General features: G+C 68.3%; 17 protein-coding genes. 10 read left to right on the forward strand and 7 right to left on the reverse strand.

The annotated features are described in order from the left end of the window. Positions 1–121: 121 nt before the first annotated feature. Entirely contained in the window at positions 122–499 is a 378-nt protein-coding gene (locus RQP53_RS14090; protein WP_315650978.1) for an Mth938-like domain-containing protein, read from the reverse strand. Positions 500–704: 205 nt separating this feature from the next. Here RQP53_RS14090 and RQP53_RS14095 point away from each other — a divergent pair, with 205 nt between their 5' ends. From RQP53_RS14095 to speD, 6 genes are all read left to right on the forward strand, one after another. Next, entirely contained in the window at positions 705–1,931 is a 1,227-nt protein-coding gene (locus RQP53_RS14095) for a pyridoxal phosphate-dependent aminotransferase (RefSeq protein ID WP_315650979.1), read from the forward strand. Positions 1,932–1,981: 50 nt separating this feature from the next. Next, on the forward strand, positions 1,982–3,304 hold the full coding sequence (locus RQP53_RS14100) for a homoserine dehydrogenase (protein WP_315650980.1): 1,323 nt from the start codon (positions 1,982–1,984) through the stop codon (positions 3,302–3,304). Positions 3,305–3,433: 129 nt separating this feature from the next. Then, positions 3,434–4,927 (forward strand): threonine synthase, encoded by a 1,494-nt coding sequence (locus tag RQP53_RS14105; protein ID WP_315650981.1) that lies wholly within the window; start codon positions 3,434–3,436, stop codon positions 4,925–4,927. Then, a complete protein-coding gene (locus tag RQP53_RS14110) occupies positions 4,917–6,206 on the forward strand; it encodes a molybdopterin molybdotransferase MoeA (protein WP_315650983.1) in 1,290 nt (429 codons plus the stop codon). The genes RQP53_RS14105 and RQP53_RS14110 overlap by 11 nt, the downstream gene beginning before the upstream one ends. After that, positions 6,203–6,460 (forward strand): MoaD/ThiS family protein, encoded by a 258-nt coding sequence (locus RQP53_RS14115; protein ID WP_315650984.1) that lies wholly within the window; start codon positions 6,203–6,205, stop codon positions 6,458–6,460. The genes RQP53_RS14110 and RQP53_RS14115 overlap by 4 nt, the downstream gene beginning before the upstream one ends. Positions 6,461–6,471: 11 nt before the next feature. Further along, a complete protein-coding gene (speD, locus tag RQP53_RS14120) occupies positions 6,472–6,846 on the forward strand; it encodes an adenosylmethionine decarboxylase (protein ID WP_315650985.1) in 375 nt (124 codons plus the stop codon). Here the strand turns inward: speD and RQP53_RS14125 are convergent. After that, positions 6,822–7,766, reverse strand: coding sequence for a LysR substrate-binding domain-containing protein (locus tag RQP53_RS14125; RefSeq protein WP_315650986.1), 945 nt, complete (start codon positions 7,764–7,766; stop codon positions 6,822–6,824). The genes speD and RQP53_RS14125 overlap by 25 nt on opposite strands. Positions 7,767–7,865: 99 nt before the next feature. Between RQP53_RS14125 and RQP53_RS14130 the strand changes: the two genes are divergently transcribed. Beyond that, positions 7,866–9,086 (forward strand): MFS transporter, encoded by a 1,221-nt coding sequence (locus tag RQP53_RS14130; RefSeq protein ID WP_315650987.1) that lies wholly within the window; start codon positions 7,866–7,868, stop codon positions 9,084–9,086. Continuing rightward, positions 9,083–9,214, forward strand: coding sequence for a hypothetical protein (locus RQP53_RS14135; RefSeq protein ID WP_315650988.1), 132 nt, complete (start codon positions 9,083–9,085; stop codon positions 9,212–9,214). Before RQP53_RS14130 ends, RQP53_RS14135 begins: the two co-directional genes overlap by 4 nt. Before the next feature lie 66 nt (positions 9,215–9,280). On the opposite strand, the gene RQP53_RS14140 is transcribed toward RQP53_RS14135, so the two are convergent. Beyond that, the gene (locus tag RQP53_RS14140; protein WP_315650989.1) at positions 9,281–10,252 is read right to left on the reverse strand and encodes a PEP-CTERM sorting domain-containing protein; all 972 of its coding nucleotides are present in this window, start codon (positions 10,250–10,252) and stop codon (positions 9,281–9,283) included. A 192-nt stretch (positions 10,253–10,444) separates the two neighbouring features. Continuing rightward, positions 10,445–10,936: a redox-sensitive transcriptional activator SoxR gene (gene soxR, locus RQP53_RS14145; protein WP_315650990.1), complete on the reverse strand. Its 492-nt coding sequence runs from the start codon at positions 10,934–10,936 to the stop codon at positions 10,445–10,447. A 218-nt stretch (positions 10,937–11,154) separates the two neighbouring features. Here soxR and RQP53_RS14150 point away from each other — a divergent pair, with 218 nt between their 5' ends. Continuing rightward, positions 11,155–12,273: a questin oxidase family protein gene (locus tag RQP53_RS14150; protein WP_315650991.1), complete on the forward strand. Its 1,119-nt coding sequence runs from the start codon at positions 11,155–11,157 to the stop codon at positions 12,271–12,273. 10 nt (positions 12,274–12,283) lie between these two features. On the opposite strand, the gene RQP53_RS14155 is transcribed toward RQP53_RS14150, so the two are convergent. After that, the gene (locus RQP53_RS14155) at positions 12,284–13,036 is read right to left on the reverse strand and encodes a hypothetical protein (protein WP_315650992.1); all 753 of its coding nucleotides are present in this window, start codon (positions 13,034–13,036) and stop codon (positions 12,284–12,286) included. 74 nt (positions 13,037–13,110) lie between these two features. On the opposite strand from RQP53_RS14155, the gene RQP53_RS14160 reads away from it, so the two are divergent. Next, a complete protein-coding gene (locus RQP53_RS14160) occupies positions 13,111–15,603 on the forward strand; it encodes a Lon protease family protein (protein WP_315650993.1) in 2,493 nt (830 codons plus the stop codon). On the opposite strand, the gene RQP53_RS14165 is transcribed toward RQP53_RS14160, so the two are convergent. After that, positions 15,600–17,195 carry an FAD-dependent oxidoreductase gene (locus RQP53_RS14165; protein ID WP_315650994.1) on the reverse strand — a complete coding sequence of 532 codons (1,596 nt, stop codon included), beginning with the start codon at positions 17,193–17,195 and terminating at the stop codon, positions 15,600–15,602. The genes RQP53_RS14160 and RQP53_RS14165 overlap by 4 nt on opposite strands. Beyond that, positions 17,195–18,796: a polyamine aminopropyltransferase gene (locus RQP53_RS14170; RefSeq protein ID WP_315650995.1), complete on the reverse strand. Its 1,602-nt coding sequence runs from the start codon at positions 18,794–18,796 to the stop codon at positions 17,195–17,197. Before RQP53_RS14170 ends, RQP53_RS14165 begins: the two co-directional genes overlap by 1 nt. Between the last annotated feature and the right edge of the window lie 34 nt (positions 18,797–18,830).

Consider the following 18,830-nt stretch of genomic DNA (forward strand, 5'->3'; position numbering starts at 1 on the left):
CCCCCATTCGCCACTTCGGGGGATTGCCCGCGCGCCGTTGTGGGCGAACCTCAACCCTGGGGCCAGTCCGGGCTTGACCGCCGACGCGTCTCGCCCGTGCGCCTGCCGCCCGCTGAGGGGCTCAAGCCGCTTCGATCAGCAGCGCCGCCAGCACCGAACGGCCTTCGCTGGCCAGCACGTTGTAGGTGCGGCAGGCCGCCCCCAGGTCCATCGTTTCCAGCCCGATGCGCGCGGCGATCAAGGCGCGGTACAGGGCCGGACGCGCGAAGCGCAGCTTGGCGCCGCTGCCAAAGATCACCAGTTCCGGCTTGAGCGCGAGGATCTGTTCGAAATGCGCCTCGCTGAGATCGTCGAAGCGGGCCAGCGCCCAGTCCTGTACCTCGCCACGCCAGGGCACCAGCAGGCTGGCGCCATGCTGGCGGCCATTGACCCAGACATGCTGGCCGTCGTGGCGGGAGATGCTGTTGCCGCCTTGCGGCTGATCGAGTTGGAATTTCATTGGTGAAAAGACGGTGGCTGCTGGCGAGTGGCGGCACCCGCGAGGGGCTCAGTGTCGTCGACTTCTGCGTCGACCGCTCGGTCGGGTGATGTGCTCGGTGTCGTGCCCGGTATCGTGCTGTTACGCTGTGATTAAATCGAACGTTTTGCGCTGCAGCATTTTCGCCCGGCGCAGGCCTTGCCACCGCCCCTGAGGAGTCCCCGTCTTGAAGCCGATCGCCAAGTCCGCCAAGCTCGCCAATGTCTGCTACGACATCCGTGGTCCGGTGCTGGACAAGGCGCGAGCGATGGAGGAAGAGGGCCAGAAGATCATCAAGCTGAACATCGGCAATATCGCCGCCTTCGGCATCGAGCCGCCGGACGAAATCGTTCAGGACATGATCCGCAACCTGCCCGCCGCTGCTGGCTACACCGATTCCAAGGGGCTGTTCGCCCCGCGCAAGGCGGTGGTGCACTACTGCCAGGAAAAGAACATCCGCGGCGTCACCGTTGATGACGTCTATCTGGGCAATGGCGCCTCCGAGCTGATCGTGATGGCACTCAACGCCTTGCTGGACAACGGCGACGAGGTGCTGCTGCCGGCGCCCGACTATCCGCTCTATACCGCGGCGGTGGCGCTGTCCGGCGGCACGCCGGTGCACTACATCTGCGACGAGCAGAGCGACTGGATGCCGGATATTGCCGACATCCGCGCCAAGATCACGCCGCGCACCCGCGCCATCGTCGTCATCAACCCGAACAACCCGACCGGCGCGCTGTACCCGGACAGCCTGCTGAAGGAGATCGTCGAAGTCGCCCGTCAGCACCAGCTGATCATCATGGCCGACGAGATCTACGACAAGACGCTGTTCGACGGCAACAGCCACACCAGCATTGCAGCGCTGTCCGACGATGTGCTGACGCTGACCTTCAACGGCCTGTCGAAGAACTACCGCAGCTGCGGCTATCGCGCCGGCTGGATGGTGGTGTCGGGCGAGAAGCATCATGCGCGCGACTACATCACCGGGCTGAACATGCTGGCCTCGATGCGGCTGTGCGCGAACACGCCGGGCCAGCTGGCGATACAGACCGCGCTGGGCGGCTATCAAAGCATCAAGGACCTGGTCGCCCCCACCGGCCGGCTGTGCCGCCAGCGTGATCTGGCCTATGAGCTGTTGACGCAGATTCCTGGAGTTAGCGTCGTCAAGCCCAAGGCGGCGCTGTACATGTTCCCCCGCCTGGACCCCAAGATCTACCCGATCGAGGATGACCAGCAGTTCGCCTACGAGCTGCTGTCCGAGGAAAAGGTGCTGATCGTGCAAGGGACGGGCTTCAACTGGACAGCCCCCGATCACTTCCGCCTGGTCTTCCTGCCCAATACCGACGATTTGAGGGACGCGGTGGGCCGGATCGAACGATTCCTGGCCCATTACCGCAAGCGGCATGGCCGTTGAGCTGCCGCGCAGGGCTCGGAGCAAATACAGATGAGAAAAGCGAGTTGATGATGAAAGCGATCAAAGTCGGCCTGATGGGCATCGGCACCGTCGGCAGCGGCGTCTTCCACGTGCTGAACCGCAACCAGGCAGAGATTCGCGGCCGAGCCGGCCGCGGCATCGAGATCACCATGGTGTCGCGCCGCAATGTGGGGCTGGCGCGCGAGATCGTCGGCGAGGCCGCCCAGGTGGTGGCCGATCCGCGCGAGATCATTGCCAACCCTGAGATCGACATCGTGGTCGAACTGATCGGCGGATGTACGCTGGCCCGCGAGCTGGTGCTGGAAGCCATCGCCGCCGGTAAGCATGTGGTCACGGCCAACAAGGCCTTGCTGGCCGTGCACGGCACCGAGATCTTTGCCGCGGCGCGCAACAAGGGCGTGATGGTGGCCTTCGAGGCCGCTGTGGCCGGTGGCATCCCCATCATCAAGGCGCTGCGTGAGGGCCTGACCGCCAATCGCATCGAATGGCTGGCCGGCATCATCAACGGCACGACCAATTTCATCCTGTCGGAGATGCGCAGCAAGGGCCTGGACTTCAGCGTGGTGCTGAAGGAAGCGCAGCGCCTGGGCTATGCCGAGGCCGACCCGACCTTCGACATCGAAGGCGTCGATGCCGCCCACAAGCTGACCATCATGAGCGCGATCGCTTTTGGCGTGCCGGTGCAGTTCGACCGCGCGCACGTCGAGGGCATCAGCCAGCTGCAGGCGGCTGACATCAAGTACGCCGAGCAGCTCGGCTACCGGATCAAGCTGCTGGGCCTGACGCGCCGTCGTCCCGATGTGCAGGGAGGCGGCATCGAGCTGCGCGTGCACCCGACGCTGATTCCCGCCAACCGGCTGATTGCCAATGTCGAAGGGGCGATGAATGCGGTGGTTGTGCAGGGCGATGCCGTCGGCACCACGCTGTACTACGGCAAGGGCGCTGGTGCCGAACCGACCGCCTCGGCGGTGATTGCCGATCTGGTTGACATCACCCGGCTGCACACCGCCGACCCCGACCACCGCGTGCCGCACCTGGCCTTCCAGCCTGATGCGATGAGCAACACGCCCATTCTCAGCATGGATCTGGTGCAAACCAGCTTCTACCTGCGTCTGCGTGTGGCGGACGAGGCCGGCGTGCTCTCGCGCATCACCACCATCCTGGCCGAGAACGACATCTCGATCGACGCGGTGCTGCAGCGCGAATCCAATGAAGGCGAGCGCCAGACCGACCTGATCATCCTGACCCACCAGACGCTGGAGGGCAGCATGAACAAGGCGCTGACGCAGATGCAGGGCCTGCCGACGGTGCTGGCGCCTATCGTGCGCTTGCGCAAGGAAGAACTCGCGTAATGGCCCACCCCCTACGCGCTGCGCGCGCCCCTCAAGGGGGCGAGTTCGGCCGACCGGCAAAGCCGGATCGGCGAACTCCGCTGGATGGCGGTAGAGGACTGCGGTCGGTGAAGCGTTGAAGAGACAAGCATGAAATACATCAGCACCCGTGGCGACAAGACCGAGCGCCGCTTTTGTGAAATCCTGCTGGAGGGCCTGGCGCCGGATGGTGGGCTGTACCTGCCGGTGACTTACCCGCTGGTCGACGCGGCGACGCTGGCGCGCTGGCGCGGCCTGCCCTATGCGGATCTGGCCTTCGAGATTCTGTCGCTGTACATCGACGACATCCCGGCCGAGGACCTGTGTGCGATCACGCGGCGCACCTACACGGCCGAGGTCTTTGGCACGGCGGAGATCACGCCGATCAAGGTCTTGGAGCCGGGGCTGGCGCTTGAGGCGCTGTCCAATGGCCCGACGCTGGCCTTCAAGGACATGGCGATGCAGCTGCTCGGCCAGCTGTTCGAGTACGAACTCAAGCGCCGCGGCGAGACGCTCAACATCCTCGGCGCCACCTCGGGCGACACCGGCAGCGCGGCCGAGTACGCGATGCGCGGCAAAGAGGGCGTGCGCGTCTTCATGCTCTCGCCGGCCGGCCGCATGAGCCCCTTCCAGCAGGCGCAGATGTTCAGCCTGCAGGACGAGAACATCCACAACATCGCCATCGAAGGCGTGTTCGACGACTGCCAGGACATCGTCAAGGCGGTCTCCAACGATCTGGCCTTCAAGCGCCAGCACAAGATCGGCACCGTCAACTCGATCAACTGGGCGCGACTGCTGGCTCAGGTGGTCTACTACTTTGCCGGTTATTTCCTGGCGACGAAGGATGGAGCCCCCAGTCTCCGCTCCGCTTCGCCACCCCCCGAGGGGGCCGCGCCGGCTTGGGGCGGCCCGGCGCCGGCGGACCTCGCTGATTGGCCCAAGGTGAGTTTCTGCGTGCCTTCGGGCAATTTCGGCAATGTCTGCGCCGGCCATGTCGCCCGGATGATGGGCCTGCCGATTGCGCATTTGGTCGTGGCGACGAACGAGAACGACGTGCTGGACGAGTTCTTCCGCAGCGGCGTCTACCGCCCGCGCGGCAGCGCCGAGACGCACGAGACCTCCAGCCCCTCGATGGACATTTCCAAGGCCAGCAACTTCGAACGCTTTGTCTTCGATCTGCTGGGCCGCGATGGGGCTCGCGTGCAGGCGCTGTTCAAGACGGCGCTGGAAAGCGAGGGCCGCTTCGAGATCAGCGCCAGCGAGCATGCGGCGATTGCCGGCTACGGCTTCCAGTCCGGCCGCAGCAGCCATGCCGACCGTCTGGCGACGATACGCGACTGCAAGGCGCGCTACGGCGTCGTCATCGACACCCACACCGCCGATGGCCTGAAGGTTGCGCAAGGACTGCGCGAGCCGGGCACGACCATGCTGGTGCTGGAAACGGCGCTGCCGGTCAAGTTCGCGGCCACCATCGTCGAGGCGCTCGGCGAAGAACCGCCGCGGCCCGCGCATCTGCAAGGCATCGAGTCGCTGCCCAAGCGGGTGCAACAGATGCCGGCCGATGCGGCCCAGGTCAAGCGGTACATCGAGCGCCATGTCTGCTGAAGCCGTGCCCGCCCGCAAGCCGCTCGTGAGCCTGGACGAGGCACTGGCGCGTCTGCTGGGCGCCGTGCAGCCGCTCGGCGAAACCGAGACGCTGTCGACCTTTGACGCGCTGGGCCGAGTGCTGGCCACCGAGGTGCGCTCGCAGCTCGATGTGCCGCCGCATCACAACAGTGCGATGGACGGCTACGCGCTGCGCCTTGCTGACCTTCCTGCCGACCTTCCCGCCGACCTTCCCGAGGATGGCTCACCGGCCGTGCTGCCGCTGAGTCAGCGCGTGCCGGCCGGCAGCGTGCCGGCACCGCTGCAGCCGGGTACGGCCGCGCGCATCTTCACCGGTGCGCCCGTCCCCGAGGGCGCCGATGCGGTGCAGATGCAGGAGCTGTGCGAGGCCGTGGCCGATGGCAGCGAGCTCGGCGCCGTGCGCCTGCTGGAGCGGCCGGCCGCCGGCGCCGCGATCCGCCGCCGTGGCGAGGACGTGCAGGCCGGCAGCGTGGTGCTGGCCGCTGGCCACCGCCTCGATCCGGCCGCGCTGGGCCTGGCGGCGACCGTCGGTGCGGCGACGCTCACCGTGGCGCGCCGTGTTCGTGTTGCCTTGTTCTCCACCGGCGATGAACTGGCCATGCCCGGCGAGCCGCTCAAGCCTGGCGCGATCTACAACAGCAACCGCTTCACGCTGCGTGGCCTCTTGCAGCAGCTGGGCTGCGAGATTGAGGACCTGGGCATCGTGCCCGACACGCTGGAAGCCACCCGCGCCGCGCTGCGCGCTGCGGCGACGCAGGCCGATCTGATCCTCACCTCGGGCGGCGTCTCTGTCGGCGAGGAAGACCATCTGCGCCCGGCCGTGCAGGCCGAGGGCCAGCTGGATCTCTGGCAGATGGCGATCAAGCCGGGCAAACCGCTGGCCTTTGGCGCCGTGCGTCGGCCGGGAGCGGCCGACCGCCAGGCCTGGTTCGTCGGCCTGCCGGGCAATCCGGTGTCCAGCTTTGTCACCTTTCTGCTGGCCGTGCGGCCGCTGATCCTGCGCCTGCAGGGCGCCAGCGAACTCGCGCCCAAGACCTATCCGCTGCGAGCCGATTTCAACTGGCCGCGTGCCGACAAGCGCCGCGAGTTCCTGCGCGCACGGCTGAACGCACAGGGCGGCCTTGATCTGTTTGGCAACCAGGGCTCGGGTGTGCTCAGCTCGGCGGTCTGGGGCGACGGCCTGGTCGATGTGCCGCCCAGCACACCGATCGCTGCCGGCGATCTGGTGCGCTTCATCCCCTTCACGGCCTTGCAATGAGTTCCATCATCACGATTCGCTACTTCGCCTCTCTGCGTGAAGTCCTCGGTGCACAGGAGCAAATGCCCTGGACGGCCGGGCAGACCCTGGCCCAGCTGCGCGATGCCTTGCTGACCCGTGGCGAGCCCCATGCCAGCGCGCTGGCCCGCAGCCGCGCGCTGCGCTGTGCGCTGAACCAGCAGCTGGCGCCCGAGTCGGCCGAGATCCCGGCCGGCGCCGAGGTCGCGTTCTTCCCGCCGGTGACCGGCGGCTGAGGCGCCGCGCGATGCAGGGCCTGCACCTGACCGCCGATCTGCGCGGCGTGGATCCGGCGCTGGCGCTGATGAGCGATACGACCGCGCTGGCGGCGCTGTGCGTGGCTGCCGTCGAGCAGGCCGGCCTGGGCGCCGTGGCCGAGCTCTTCCATCGTTTCCAGCCGGGGAGCGAGGGTGCGCAAAGTGGCATTACCGGTGTCGTGCTGTTGGCCGAATCGCATCTGGCGGTGCACACCTGGCCGGAGCTCGGCGGGGTGACGCTGGATGTCTATGTCTGCAACTACGGACAGGACAATAGCGCGCGTGCCGAGGCGCTGCTCGCGGCACTGATTGCCGCCTTTGCGCCGGCGCAGTGCCAGCGTCAGGCCTTGCGCCGCGGCAGCTGAAGTGCGGCCGTCGCGGCGGCCTCCTCGCGCAGCCAGGCGGCCAGCGTCTGGACCTCGGGGCGTTGGGGGGCAGGTCTTGCCCCCGTTGCCGCAATCAGCCAGTAGGCATCGTCCAGCGGCAGGCCTTGTTCCAGCGGCTCCAGTGCCTGCAGCCGGCCATCGGCCAGCAGCGGCGCCACTAGCGCCAGGCGGCCCAGCGCCAGGCCTTGGCCCTGCACGCAGGCCTGCACGACCTGGTCGTACTGGTTGAAACGCAGCATCGAGCGGCTGCGTCGCGCATCCAGCCCGCGCTGCTGCAGCGCATGGGCCCAGTGCAGCCAGGGGCGCTGCGGCGCATCGAACTCCAGCAGCACGGCGCCGTCCAGCAGTTCGCTCAAGCCTCGGCCCTGGGCCAGGCTGCCGGCCGCGACCGGGAGCAAGGTCTCGCTGAACAGGCGCACGCTGCCCGGCGGCACCGCGCTGTCGGCACAGTAGCGCAGCGCCAGGTCGATGCCGTCGGCGCGCAGGTCCAGCACCTTGTCGCTGGCGGCGACGCGCACATCGATGTCCGGATGGGCCTGCTGAAAGCGGGCCAGGCGCGGCAGCAGCCACAACGCGGCCATGCCGATGCTGGCCGTGATGGTCACCGGCCGGCGTTGCGCTGGTTCCAGCAGCTCGCCCAGGGCCGACTGGATCTGCTCGAAGGCCGGGTCGAGCTGCTGGAACAGCCGTGCGCCGGCGGCCGTGAAGCGGATGCTGCGATGGCCGCGCGCGAACAAGGCCGTGCCGAGGCGCTGCTCCAGCGCCGCGATCTGCCGGCTGACCGCCGATTGGGTCAGGCACAGCTGCTCGGCGGCCTGCGTGATGCTCTGCAGCCGGCCCACCGCGACAAAGCCCCTCAAGGCATCCAGCTGCTGCAGCCTCACCAACTCGATTGACATTCCTATTCCTCATATGAATAAGGCGAAGAGATTGCTTGAGCCATGCGTTCACGTCAAGTGAGACTGCGCCCATCGTGAACTCGCTGGGAGGAGGCCGCCATGGACGCCTTGAGACGCTGGGCGCTGCCGCTGCTGTGCGGTGGTGTGTTGATGGGATTGGCGCTGGGCGTGCGCCATGTGCAGGGCCTGTTCCTGCTGCCGATCGCCTTTGATCGCGGCTGGGGGCGCGAGAGCGTGGCGCTGGCGCTGGCGGCGCAAAACCTGATCTGGGGCCTGGCCCAGCCCTTCGCCGGCATGGTGGCCGACCGCTGGGGCTCGCGCCGGGTGCTGTTCGGCGGCGCGCTGCTGTATGCGCTGGGCCTGGCGACGATGGCCGGCGCACAAAGCCTCTGGCAGCTCTACCTGGGTGCCGGCTTGCTGATCGGTGTGGGCCTGGCGGGCACGGCCTTTGGCGTCGTCTACGGTGCCTTGAGCCGCCAGGTCTCGGCCTCGGCGCGCGCCACGGTGCTGGGCCTGACCGGTGCGGTCGGCGGCCTGGGGCAGTTTCTGGCCGTGCCCTTGACCCAGGGCTTGCTGCAAAGCCTGGGCTGGGCGCAGGCGCTGCTGTGCCTGGCGGCGCTGTTTCTGCTGGTGCTGCCGCTGGCCTGGCCGCTGAATGACAGGCAGGACAACACACAGCCTGCCGACGCGGCAGGCGCTGCCGGGGGCTCGATGGGTGCTGCGATCCGGGCGGCGCTGGCTGAGCGCAGCTTCTGGTTGCTGAATCTGGGCTTCCTCGCCTGCGGCTTCCAACTGGCCTTCATCGCCACCCATCTGCCGGCCTATCTGCTCGAGCAGGGCCTGCCGGCCGGCGTGGCGGCGCGTGCGTTGGCCCTGATCGCACTAAGCAATATCGCCGGCACCTATGCCTGTGGCTGGCTGGGCGGGCGCTATGCGAAGAAGCGCTTGCTCAGTGCCATCTACCTGCTGCGCACGGCGGCGATGGCGCTGTTCCTGCTGGCGCCGCCATCGGGCTTGAGCGTGCAGCTGTTCTGCGCGGCCATGGGCCTGCTATGGCTGGGCACGCTGCCGCTGACCAACGGCCTGGTCGGCCAGCTCTTCGGCCTGCGCTATGTCTCGACGCTGTTTGGCTTCACCTTTGTGGGCCATCAACTCGGGGCCTTCCTGGGCGTCTGGCTGGGCGGTCGCTTGTTCGACGCCACACACAGCTACCAGCTGATGTGGTGGCTGGCGATGGCGCTGGGGATCGTGGCCGCGCTGCTGCACTGGCCTATCGATGAGCGCCCCAGCCCGGCGGCCCGCCTGGGGCTGGCGACATGAAGTGGCCGAACGCAGCGCTTTGGCTGGCCGGGCTGGCCCTCTTGCTGCTGCTCGAGGTGGGTTGGTCCGCCTATCAGCGGGATCCGGCGCTGCAGCTGTGGTTGCTGGGCACGGCCTGGTGTGGATGAACAGATGGCATGGCGCATGAAAAACGGCGCCCCGCGGGGCGCCGTTTCCAAGCAGCGTGAAGCCGATCAGGCCGACTTGCCCTGGCGACGGCGCCAGGCCAGCAGACCGACCAGGCCGCCGAAGGCCAGCACAGCGCTGGAGGGTTCCGGCACGGCGGCTGCCAGGCCCAGGTACTGGTACTGGCTGGACGAGGCGAAGCTGCCGGCGCCAATGATGTTCAGGCCCAGATAGTCCGAATGCGAGGCGTCGCTGGTGATGGTGCAGTTGGCCATGTGATAGCACTCGGCCGTGGTCCAGGCGCGGTAGCCCAGCGAGATGTCGACATTGGTCGGCAGCGTGAACACATAGGTGTCGGTGGCGGTGTAGTGACCGTCACCGAGGCCGAAGCGCACAACCTGGCGCGCGCCGGTTTGCCCGTTGCGCTGGTATTCGACCTGGCCGCTGACATCGGAGTTGGCGTTCTCGTTGATGTTCAGCGTCTGCTGGGTTTCGGGCGGGCAGTACATGCCGTCGCTGCCGTAGTCGATGCAGGTGGCATTGGGGTCGAAACTCGGGTTGGCGATCGTGTAGTTCAGGCTCAGGCTGCGGTTCGAGCCTGCGCGGACGAGGTGGTCGATCAGCTGATAGGCGCTGAACTGCTGCTGGTCCATGCCACTGAGAACGCTGTCGTGCGACAGCGTGAAGCTGACCTGAACGGTGTCGCCAGGACCGCTGAAGCGCAGCGTGTCGCTCAGATTGAAGCTGGCATAGCCATAGGCGGTGCTGGTCGGCAGCCCGCTGCCGACGCTGGCGGTGACGATGGACTTGAAGGCGCCGGTGTTCGGGTTCGCCCAAGCCTGCAGCGTTGCGCTGCCATCGCTGGTCGCGATGTGTTGCAGGCCGCTGTTCAGCGTCGGCGGCAGGGCGCTGCTGTCAAGGTAAGCGTATTGCTGGGTCAGGCCGTTCTCGACGCCGGCGCTGAAACTCAGCGTCGCGTCAGCCTGGGCCGTGAATGCAGCCAGGGCAAGAATCGAGGTCAGGGCGGCTTGTTTGCGCATGCGAATGTCTTTTCGTTCTGGGTGTGAGAAGCAGTCCGGGTTTATACGGGGGTTTGCTTCGCGCCAGCACCCCCTGGGCGGGGGTACGCAAGCGGCTTTGTGCGACGAATGGAACAGATCGCGGCGACTTTGCAGCAGTTTTTGTGTGATTGCGGTGAGATCGGTAAGGCTTGTATCGAAACGTAGATCGACTCAAGCCCGCTCAGGGCGTTTGTGCGTGGCGTTTGCAGCAGCGCTGGCCTTGAGCTCGCTGGATCGATCACCGAGCCAGTAGCGTGGGCCGGCACCGCGGCTGGCAGCCAGATCGCCGGGGTTGTACAGCGCGCATTTGCTCAGCGACAGGCAGCCGCAGCCGATGCAGGCACTGAGCTGCTCGCGCAGCTGCGTCAGCGCCTGGATCCGTTCATCCAGCAGCGGGCGCCAGCTGCGCGAAAGCCGCTCCCAGTCGGCCGGTGTGGGTGTGCGCTTGTCGGGCAGGCCGGCCAGGGCGGCGCGGATCTGCTCCAGGCTGAGGCCGACGATCTGCGCCGCGCGGATGAAGGCAACGCGGCGCAGATCGGCACGCGCAAACTGGCGCCGCCCGGCGGTACTGCGTGTGCTGTGCAGCAGGCCCTGTTCCTCATAGAAGCGCAGGGCACTGGCGGCGATGCCGGCACGGCGAGCGAACTCGCTGATCGGCAGCACGGCAGTGCCAGGCTTGGCGGCTTTGCCCGCGGATGTGGCGGCGGGTGGGGCGGCGGGTGTGGTGGCGGTTGGCCGCTCAGGCGATGAAGTGGGCATGTGTTGGCGGCGCTGCGGCGAAGACGATGGGGGAAGTGTGGACAGCGTCAAAAGGGCTTGACTTCAAGTTCACTTGAACTTGCAGTATGCGGCCCTCGACGCTTTTCCGAAAGGCCTAGACCATGACGACCATGACGACCTTGACCCACAGCCCCGTCAGCGATCACGACATTCATGGCAGCGCCGCCCGCGATGTTGCCGACGCTGCCAGCACTGCCGATCTGGAGCGCCTGCTCGGCGAGGCGCTGCGCTTTGCCCCTGCCTATGAAGAGGCCATGAGCAACCATTTGCCCATGGCCTTGCATGCGGCCTGGGAGCTGGGCGCATCACCTCAGCGTCTGCAGGCGCTGGTGGAACATGAAGCCGTCAAGCTCGACGCCGCACCGGCGGCCGCCACGGTGCTGCCCGCTGCGATGGCAGAGCCGCAGGGCTGGTTGGCCTGGCGCGGCCAGCAGGCCGCCTACCCGCTGCTCCTGGGCTATTTCCAGCGGGCCCTGGCTGGGGCTCCGGCCGATGAGGTGCTGCGTGCCCATCTGCCCGCCTTGCTGCCGGGCCTGCACAGCTTCGCCTTTCACGGCCTGATCCGCTGCGCCCATGCCGATGAAAGCCATCGGGCCGGCGCCAGCACGGCCGAACTGGCGGCCGCGCTGGCGACCTGGGCGGCCTGGTTCGAGCTGCTGCCGCCGGGCCAGGCGGTCGACGCTGCCGAGCGGCTGCCGCTGCCGGCCTGGGGCGAACAGCTACGCCTGCAAACTGCAGGCTGGCGCTGCGAGCTGGGCATGATCAGCTGGCGCATGCAGGCTGCCAGCCAGACAGCCTTGTACGCCGGCCTGGCCGAGCGGCTGGCACCGGCGCCCACGCTGGCCCAGCGCCGCGATGAGCTGATCAGCTTCGCGCTCGACGCCTATCTGCACAGCCGCAATTTCACGCTGCTGCACCTGATCACCGGCTTGCGGGCACTGCGCGTGCTGCAAGGCCTGCTGGGCGACGATCTCGATCAGCGCAGCGCTCAGGCGCTGCTGGCTCGCGCGGCAGTGTCCGGCTGGATGGCCGGACGGGTGCAGTGGCAGGCCGCGCCCACACTGCCGGATCCGGATCGCCTGGCCTGGCCGTCGCTCCACGCCGCCGCGCTCGCGCAGCACGATGAGCACGCCATCAAGCTGGTGCACGCCTGCTGGCAGGAGGATGGCCTGCGCCCCGATCCGCGCTGGCGCCAAGCGGCGGCGCTGGTGCTGGGCTGAACCGAGAGGCTCAGCCTGCGGCGCTCGAAAAGGGCAGCAAGGCCTTGGCGGCCTCGATGCGCAGCTGCATCGGCTGGCTGGCATCGTTCATCACCGCCAGCAAAAAGGCTCGCGGTTCGCTCCATGTACTCGCCGCAGCGGCGCTGCTCGTGGGCGCTGATGCCGGCGGCTCGCTTGCCGCCGCCGCGGGCGACGCCAGCAGGGCTTCGCGGGCCTGGCGCAAGGGCTCAGCGCCCAGCGGCTGCAGGCGCGCCAGCAGGTCGGCCTGGCCCTCATCGCCGGGTGGGACGTCCAGCCAGGGGCTGTCGGCAAACACCGGTGCCAGGTCTGGCGCCACAAAGGCGGCCCAGCATTCGCCGCCGGTCTTCAATTCAAACGGCGGCAGGCGCGGCGCTTGCGCCTTATCAGCGCTCGGCCACAGGCGCAGCCGGCCAGGTGCCAGCTCGGCGGGCAGGAAGCGCCGGCACAGCGCCTGAAGCAAGACCTGACCCTCGGCGGCCGCCACCGGTTCGGCCAACGAAAACCAGAGCTGGAAACCATCTTCGCCGTTGACGGCGATGGCCGGCGCCGGCAGGCCCAGCTCGGTTTGCACGCCACGCCAGACGGCGCCGAGCAGCTGCCAGTCCGCCGGGCGGGCCAGCTCCAGCAGCAGTGCGCGGCAGCGGCCGTCGGCGTCCAGCAGCGGCGGGGCGGCCAGCGGATCAGGGCTCGTTGCGGTGGCGTTGAAGAAAAGGCGTTGCCAGGCGCTGTGCAGTCGGTTCATTGCGGTGTCGTCAAGAGAGGGCGGGTGCAGAATCGCAAGCTTCCCGACCCGTGCAGCAGCAAGGATAGACCAGCATGCCCATCACGCGTCTGAGCCCGGAACAACTGCGCCTTCGTGTCGACCCGGCCCAGCTGCCGCCCGACACCGCGGCGCTGGTCGATGAGGCGCTGCCCTGGATAGGCCAGCAGCGGGCGGCGCAGGCGGCGCGTTTTGGCCTGCGCATTCTGCAGCCCGACTACCACCTCTTTGTGCTCGGCGAGGTCGGCAGTGGCCGCAGCACCCTGCTGCTGCAGATGATGGCCGAGGAGGCCGCGCGGCGGCCGGTGCCGCCCGATCTTTGCTATCTGCACAATGTCGAGGCACCGGAGCAGCCCTTGGCGCTGCGCCTGCCGGCCGGCGAGGGGCGGCTGCTGCGCACGCTGATGCAGGAGTTCGCTCAAGGGCTGCAACGCGAGATTCCCAAGCGCCTCGCCGCTCCCGATGTGAAGAGCGAGTGCGAGCGCCTGGCTAGCCGCGCCCGGGCCGAAGAAGACACAGGCTATGCCGCGCTCAGCGCCTTTGCCGAGGCGCGCCGATTCAGCCTGGTGCGTGACGAAGGCCGGCTGATCTTCACGCTGCGCGACGAGTCCGGCCAGCCCTTAACCGCCGACAAGGCCCTGGGCCTGGACCGCGAACAGCAAGGCCGGCTCGATGCCGCCGAGGACGAGCTGCGGCTGGAGATCGCCCGCTTCCTTGAACAATCCCGTGAACGCGAGCAGCGGCTGGGCGAGGCGCTGCTGGCGCTGCGCCGGCAGTTGCTGAAGCCGCTGTTGGAGCAACTGCTGCAGCCGGTGCGCCAGGCCATGCGCAAGCAGATCAAGGATGCCGTCAAGCTAGGGCGTTATTTTGAGCAGCTGCTGGTCCATCTGCTGGCCAATCTGGGCCTGTTCCAGTCCGGCGACGAGGACGAACAAACGCGGCGCGATGCGCTCGAGCGGCTGCTGGCGCGGCTGCGCGTCAATATCGTCGTCGACCACCACGACAGCCGTGCCGCGCCGGTGCTGCGCGACGACAACCCGCTGTTCCGCGAGCTGTTCGGCAGCATCGACTACCAAAGCGAAGACGATGTGTTGCTGACCGACTTCTCGCGCATCCGCGCCGGCAGCCTGCTGAAGGCCCATGGCGGTTTTCTGATGCTGCATCTGCGCGATCTGCTGGCCGATGAGCAGGTCTGGGAAAAGCTGCGCCGTTTCCTGCGCAGCGGTCGGCTGCAGATCGAGGAGCCGGGCATGCTCTATGCGCCCAGCGCGGCGGTGTCGCTGAAGCCGGAGGCGGTTGATGTCGATGTGAAGCTGGTGCTGATCGCCTCGGTCGAGGAGTTCTACCAGCTGCAGGAGGCCGACCCTGAGTTTGCTCGGCGCTTTCGTTGCAAGGTCGATTTTGCCGATGCCTTCGAGGCCAGCGAGCCGGCCTATCGAGCGATGGCGGTGTTCGTCAGCCACTGCTGCGCACGGCTGGGCCTGCCGCATCTGACGGCGGCGGCGGTGGCCGCGGTGATCGAGCAAGGCCATCGCGAAGCCGAGGACCAGCGCCGCCTGAGCGCACTGTTCGGCCGCAGCGAGGCCCTGCTGATCGAGGCGGCGGCGCTGGCCAGCGAGGCCGGGCGTGCGCGTGTCGAGGCTGAAGACGTGGCCGCGGCGCTGCAGGCGCGCATCGAGCGGCACAACTACCCCGAGCAGCAGATGCAGGAAGCCATCAGCGACGGCGAGCGCCTGTTGCTGGTCGATGGTCAGCGCGTTGGCCAGATCAACGGGCTGACCGTCGTCGAGCTGGGTGACTATGAGTTCGGCTTTCCGGTCCGCGTGACCGCCTCCACCCATGCCGGCGACGAGGGCCTGCTCAATATCGAGCGCGAGGTCGAGATGTCCGGCCCCATCCACGACAAGGGCGTGCTGATTCTGCACAGCTATCTGTCGGCGCTGTTCGGCCATCTGGCGCCGCTGGCGCTCAACGCGGCCGTGGTGTTTGAGCAGGAGTACAACGGCGTCGAGGGCGACTCGGCGTCCTGCGCCGAGTTCTATGCGCTGCTGTCGGCCCTGTCCGGCGTGCCGCTGCGCCAGGATCTGGCCGTCACCGGGGCGCTCAACCAGCATGGCGAGGTGCTGCCGGTGGGCGGCATCAACGAGAAGATCGAGGGCTTCTTCCTCAGCTGCCAGCGCCAGGGCCTGAACGGGCGCCAGGGTGTGCTGATCCCGGAGCGCAACCGCCGGCATCTGATGCTGTCGCCGGCGCTGATCGAGGCGGCGCGTCAGGGCCTGTTCCACGTCTACACCGTCAGTTCAGCGGCCGCGGGCATGAGTTTGCTGACCGGCATGGACTTTGGCGAGCTGTGCGCATCGACACGCAGCTATCCGCCGCACACCGTGCTGGGCCGCGCCCAGCAGACGCTGCAGGACTATCGCCGCGCTTGTGGCGATGCCGAGGCCGGCGGCAAGGGCAGCGCCTTGCGTGGCGCGATGCCGGCAGCCAGCAGCAGCCGCCCGGTCAGATGGCCCGCTGGGCAGCGGGGGCCGCGGCGCAAGCCCTAGATCACCCGCTCGGCGGCGGCCACGCCCGCGGTGAAGGCCTCTTCAAACACCGAGTAGCCGGCCAGATCGCTGTGGGCAAAGTGCAGCCGAGCCTGGCCGTGCTGGCCGCTGCGCAGTGCGGCCAGGCTGCTTGAGCCGCGCAGGCCCGGTGTGGGAATGCTCATCGCATGGCCCCAGCGCATCAGCTCGATGCGCACGAGCTTGTCGCGCAGATCCGGATGCAGCGCCTGCAGCGGTGCCAGCACGCGTTCGGCCCAGTGCTGCCAGGGCTGGCTGAGCAGGCCGGCGCGCTCAGCCTGAGGCAGGGCCCAGTAGCTGCTCAGCACCGTCGGGCCGGGGCGCGGGTCCAGCCGCTGGTGGCCGGCATCGACATAGCCGAGCTGCTCGCTGCCGAAGCTGACGTTGTCCCAGCTCGGCTGGGCGCCCAGGCGCCCCAGCAGCGGCCCGCTCAGCTGCAGATTGGCGACCAGCCAGGGCGCATGCTGCTGCACCCTAACGAGTTGCCGAAGGGCCTCTGGCGGCTGGCTGAGCAGCCGTGCCGCGATGAACAGCGGCACGGCCATCACGAGCTGCCGGGCCGTCCAGCGCTCGGCCTGCTGGCTCGCAGCGTTCCAGGCCAGCACGCTGACCTCATGCCTGCCGATCTCGGCCTGCAGCACGACGCGCCCGGTCAGCAGCTGCGGCGCCAGCGGCGCGGCCATCTGGCGGGTCAACCAGGCATTGCCTTCGGGCCAGGTCAGCACGGCATCCAGCTCTTCGGCGTTGGCGCCGGCCTCGCCGCCGTGAAAGCCGTGGCGGCTGGCGAAGTAGTGCAGGCCGGCCCAGGCGCTGACGGTGGCGCTGCCGGCGCCGTAGTCGTCGCGGCAGCAGTAGTCCAGGTACCAGCGCAAGCCGGGCTCGCTCAGGCCCTGCGCATCGAGCCAGTGGCTGAAGGGCTGGGCGTCGAGCGCGGCATGGCCACTGGTCCAGCGCGCGCGATGGGCCGGCATCGCAAAGCCCAGCTCGCGCTGCGCCTTGGCGACGGCGGCACCGAAGCGCAGGTAGTGCGCGCGGCGCTCGGCCGAGTCGGCCGGCGGCAGCAGGCCTTCATGCCACTGGCCCTGGTAGAACAGCCGCTCCTGCGGGCTGTGGCAGAGCATGCGCTCGTCATAGACGGTGCGGCCCAGCTGCTGGCGGGCAACGCCCAGTTCGTCCAGCAGCTGCGCCACTTCAGGCGCTTCGGGCCCGGGCGTGGGCAGATAGTGCGCGCCCAGCGGGCAGGCCATGCCGCCGAGGCGGTGGCCGCGGGCATTGCCGCCGGTCTCGTCCTCCAGTTCCAGCAGCGCGAAGTCGCGCCCGGCCGCGGCCAGGCGGCGTGCGCAGGCCAGACCTGACACCCCGCCGCCGACGATCAGCGTCTCGGTCCGCTTGGGCCTGGTGGCGGCCGCGGCACGCAGCAGCGGCTCGCGGGCCTGGGCATCGCGCAAGAGATGGCCGCGCTCGGCGCGCGCGCCTATCCAGCCGCCGGCCAGGGGCTGGGCCGCCCGGCGTTCGCAGCCGCTTTGCAGGGCCAGCAGCGCAGGCGTGGCCGCCAGCAGCGTGCGCCGGCGCATCAGTGCACCTTGCCCCACTCGGCCTCGAACTCGCGCACCAGGGCCTGGTTGGAGAGGCGGTTGATGTCGGTGTCCACACGGGCCATATCGGCCGGAAAGCTCATCATCAGCGGCAGCGTCTCGGGCGTCAGAAAGCGCAGTCCCGGCGGCAGCTGGGCCGGTGCATGCCAGGGCCGGCGCGAGGCCAGCACAAAGCCCCATTCGCCGAAGCTGGGCACATGGGCGTGGTAGGGCGTGGTCGAGAGGCCCACCGCCTCCAGCGTCTTCACCACGGTCCAGAAGCTCCGCCGGGCGATCAGCGGCGAGGTGGTCTGCACGACGGCATAGCCGCTGGCCGACAGATGCTGCTCGACCAGCTGATAAAAGCTCGTCGTGTACAGCTTGCCGAGCGCGAAATTGCTGGGATCGGGGAAGTCGATCACGATGACATCGAACATCCGCTCGGCCGGCTGCTGCTCGAGCCAGCCAAAGGCATCGGCGTTGACGATGCTGAGCTTCTTGCTCAGCAGCGCGTCCTGGTTCAGGCTGCGCAGCAGGGGCATGCTGGCAAACAGCCGGGTCATCTGCGGGTCCAGCTCGACCAGGGTCACCGCTTCGACGCTGGGGTACTTGAGGATCTCGCGCACCGCCATGCCGTCGCCGCCGCCCAGCACCAGCACCCGCTTGGGCGCGCCCTGGGCGGCCATGGCCGGATGCACCAGGGCCTCGTGATAGCGGTACTCGTCGCGCGAATGGAACTGCAGATTGCCGTTCAAGAACAGCCTCACGCCGGCATTGCCGGCGGTGACGACGACGCGCTGGTAGTCGCTGCTCTGCCGCAGGATGATGTGCTCGCCGTAGAAGCGATCCTCGGCCCAGGTGGTCAGCCGGTCGCCCCCCAGCCAGGCCAGCGCCAGCACGATCAGCGCCGCGGCGCAGGCCGTGGCGTGCGAGCGCCAGGCGCGCAGTTCGGCGCGGAACAGCCACAGCGCCCAGACCGCCACCGCGACATTGAGCAGGCCGAAGAACAGCCCCGTGCGCACCAGACCCAGCTGTGGCACCAGCAGCAGCGGAAAGGCCAGCGCGACGACCAGGGCGCCGAGGTAGTCGAAGGTCAGCACCTGCGAGACCAGATCGCGCAGCGCATAGCGGCGCTGCGCCTGGCGCTTCAGAATGCGCATCACCAGCGGGATCTCCAGCCCGACCAGCGCGCCGACCAAGAGCACCAGGCCATAGAGCAGCACCCGAAAGGCTGCCTGCTGGTCTGGCGGCAGCAGGCTGTGCGCGGCAAACAGGCCGGCCGGCATCAGCCCGCCGATCACGCCGACCAGCAGCTCGATGCGCAGAAACTGTGCCACCAGCTGCCGCTCGACATAGCGCGACAGCCAGGAGCCCAGGCCCATCGCGAACAGATAGGTGCCGATGATGGTCGAGAACTGCAGGATCGAGTCGCCCAGCAGATAACTCGCCAAGGCCCCGGCCGCCAGCTCATAGACCAGACCGCAGGCCGCGACAACAAAGACGCTGGCCAGCAGCAGCAGCTCGGCCAGGGCGATGGGCGGGCTGCCTGGCTCGTTCTCTGCGTCGTGAAGGTCGTGAACCTTGGGTTCTTGCGTGTTCATCGCCGCGGCATCAAGAAAAGGGCCGCGCCTTTCG

Source organism: Roseateles aquae, from assembly GCF_032337115.1.
Lineage (GTDB): Bacteria > Pseudomonadota > Gammaproteobacteria > Burkholderiales > Burkholderiaceae_C > Roseateles_C > Roseateles_C aquae.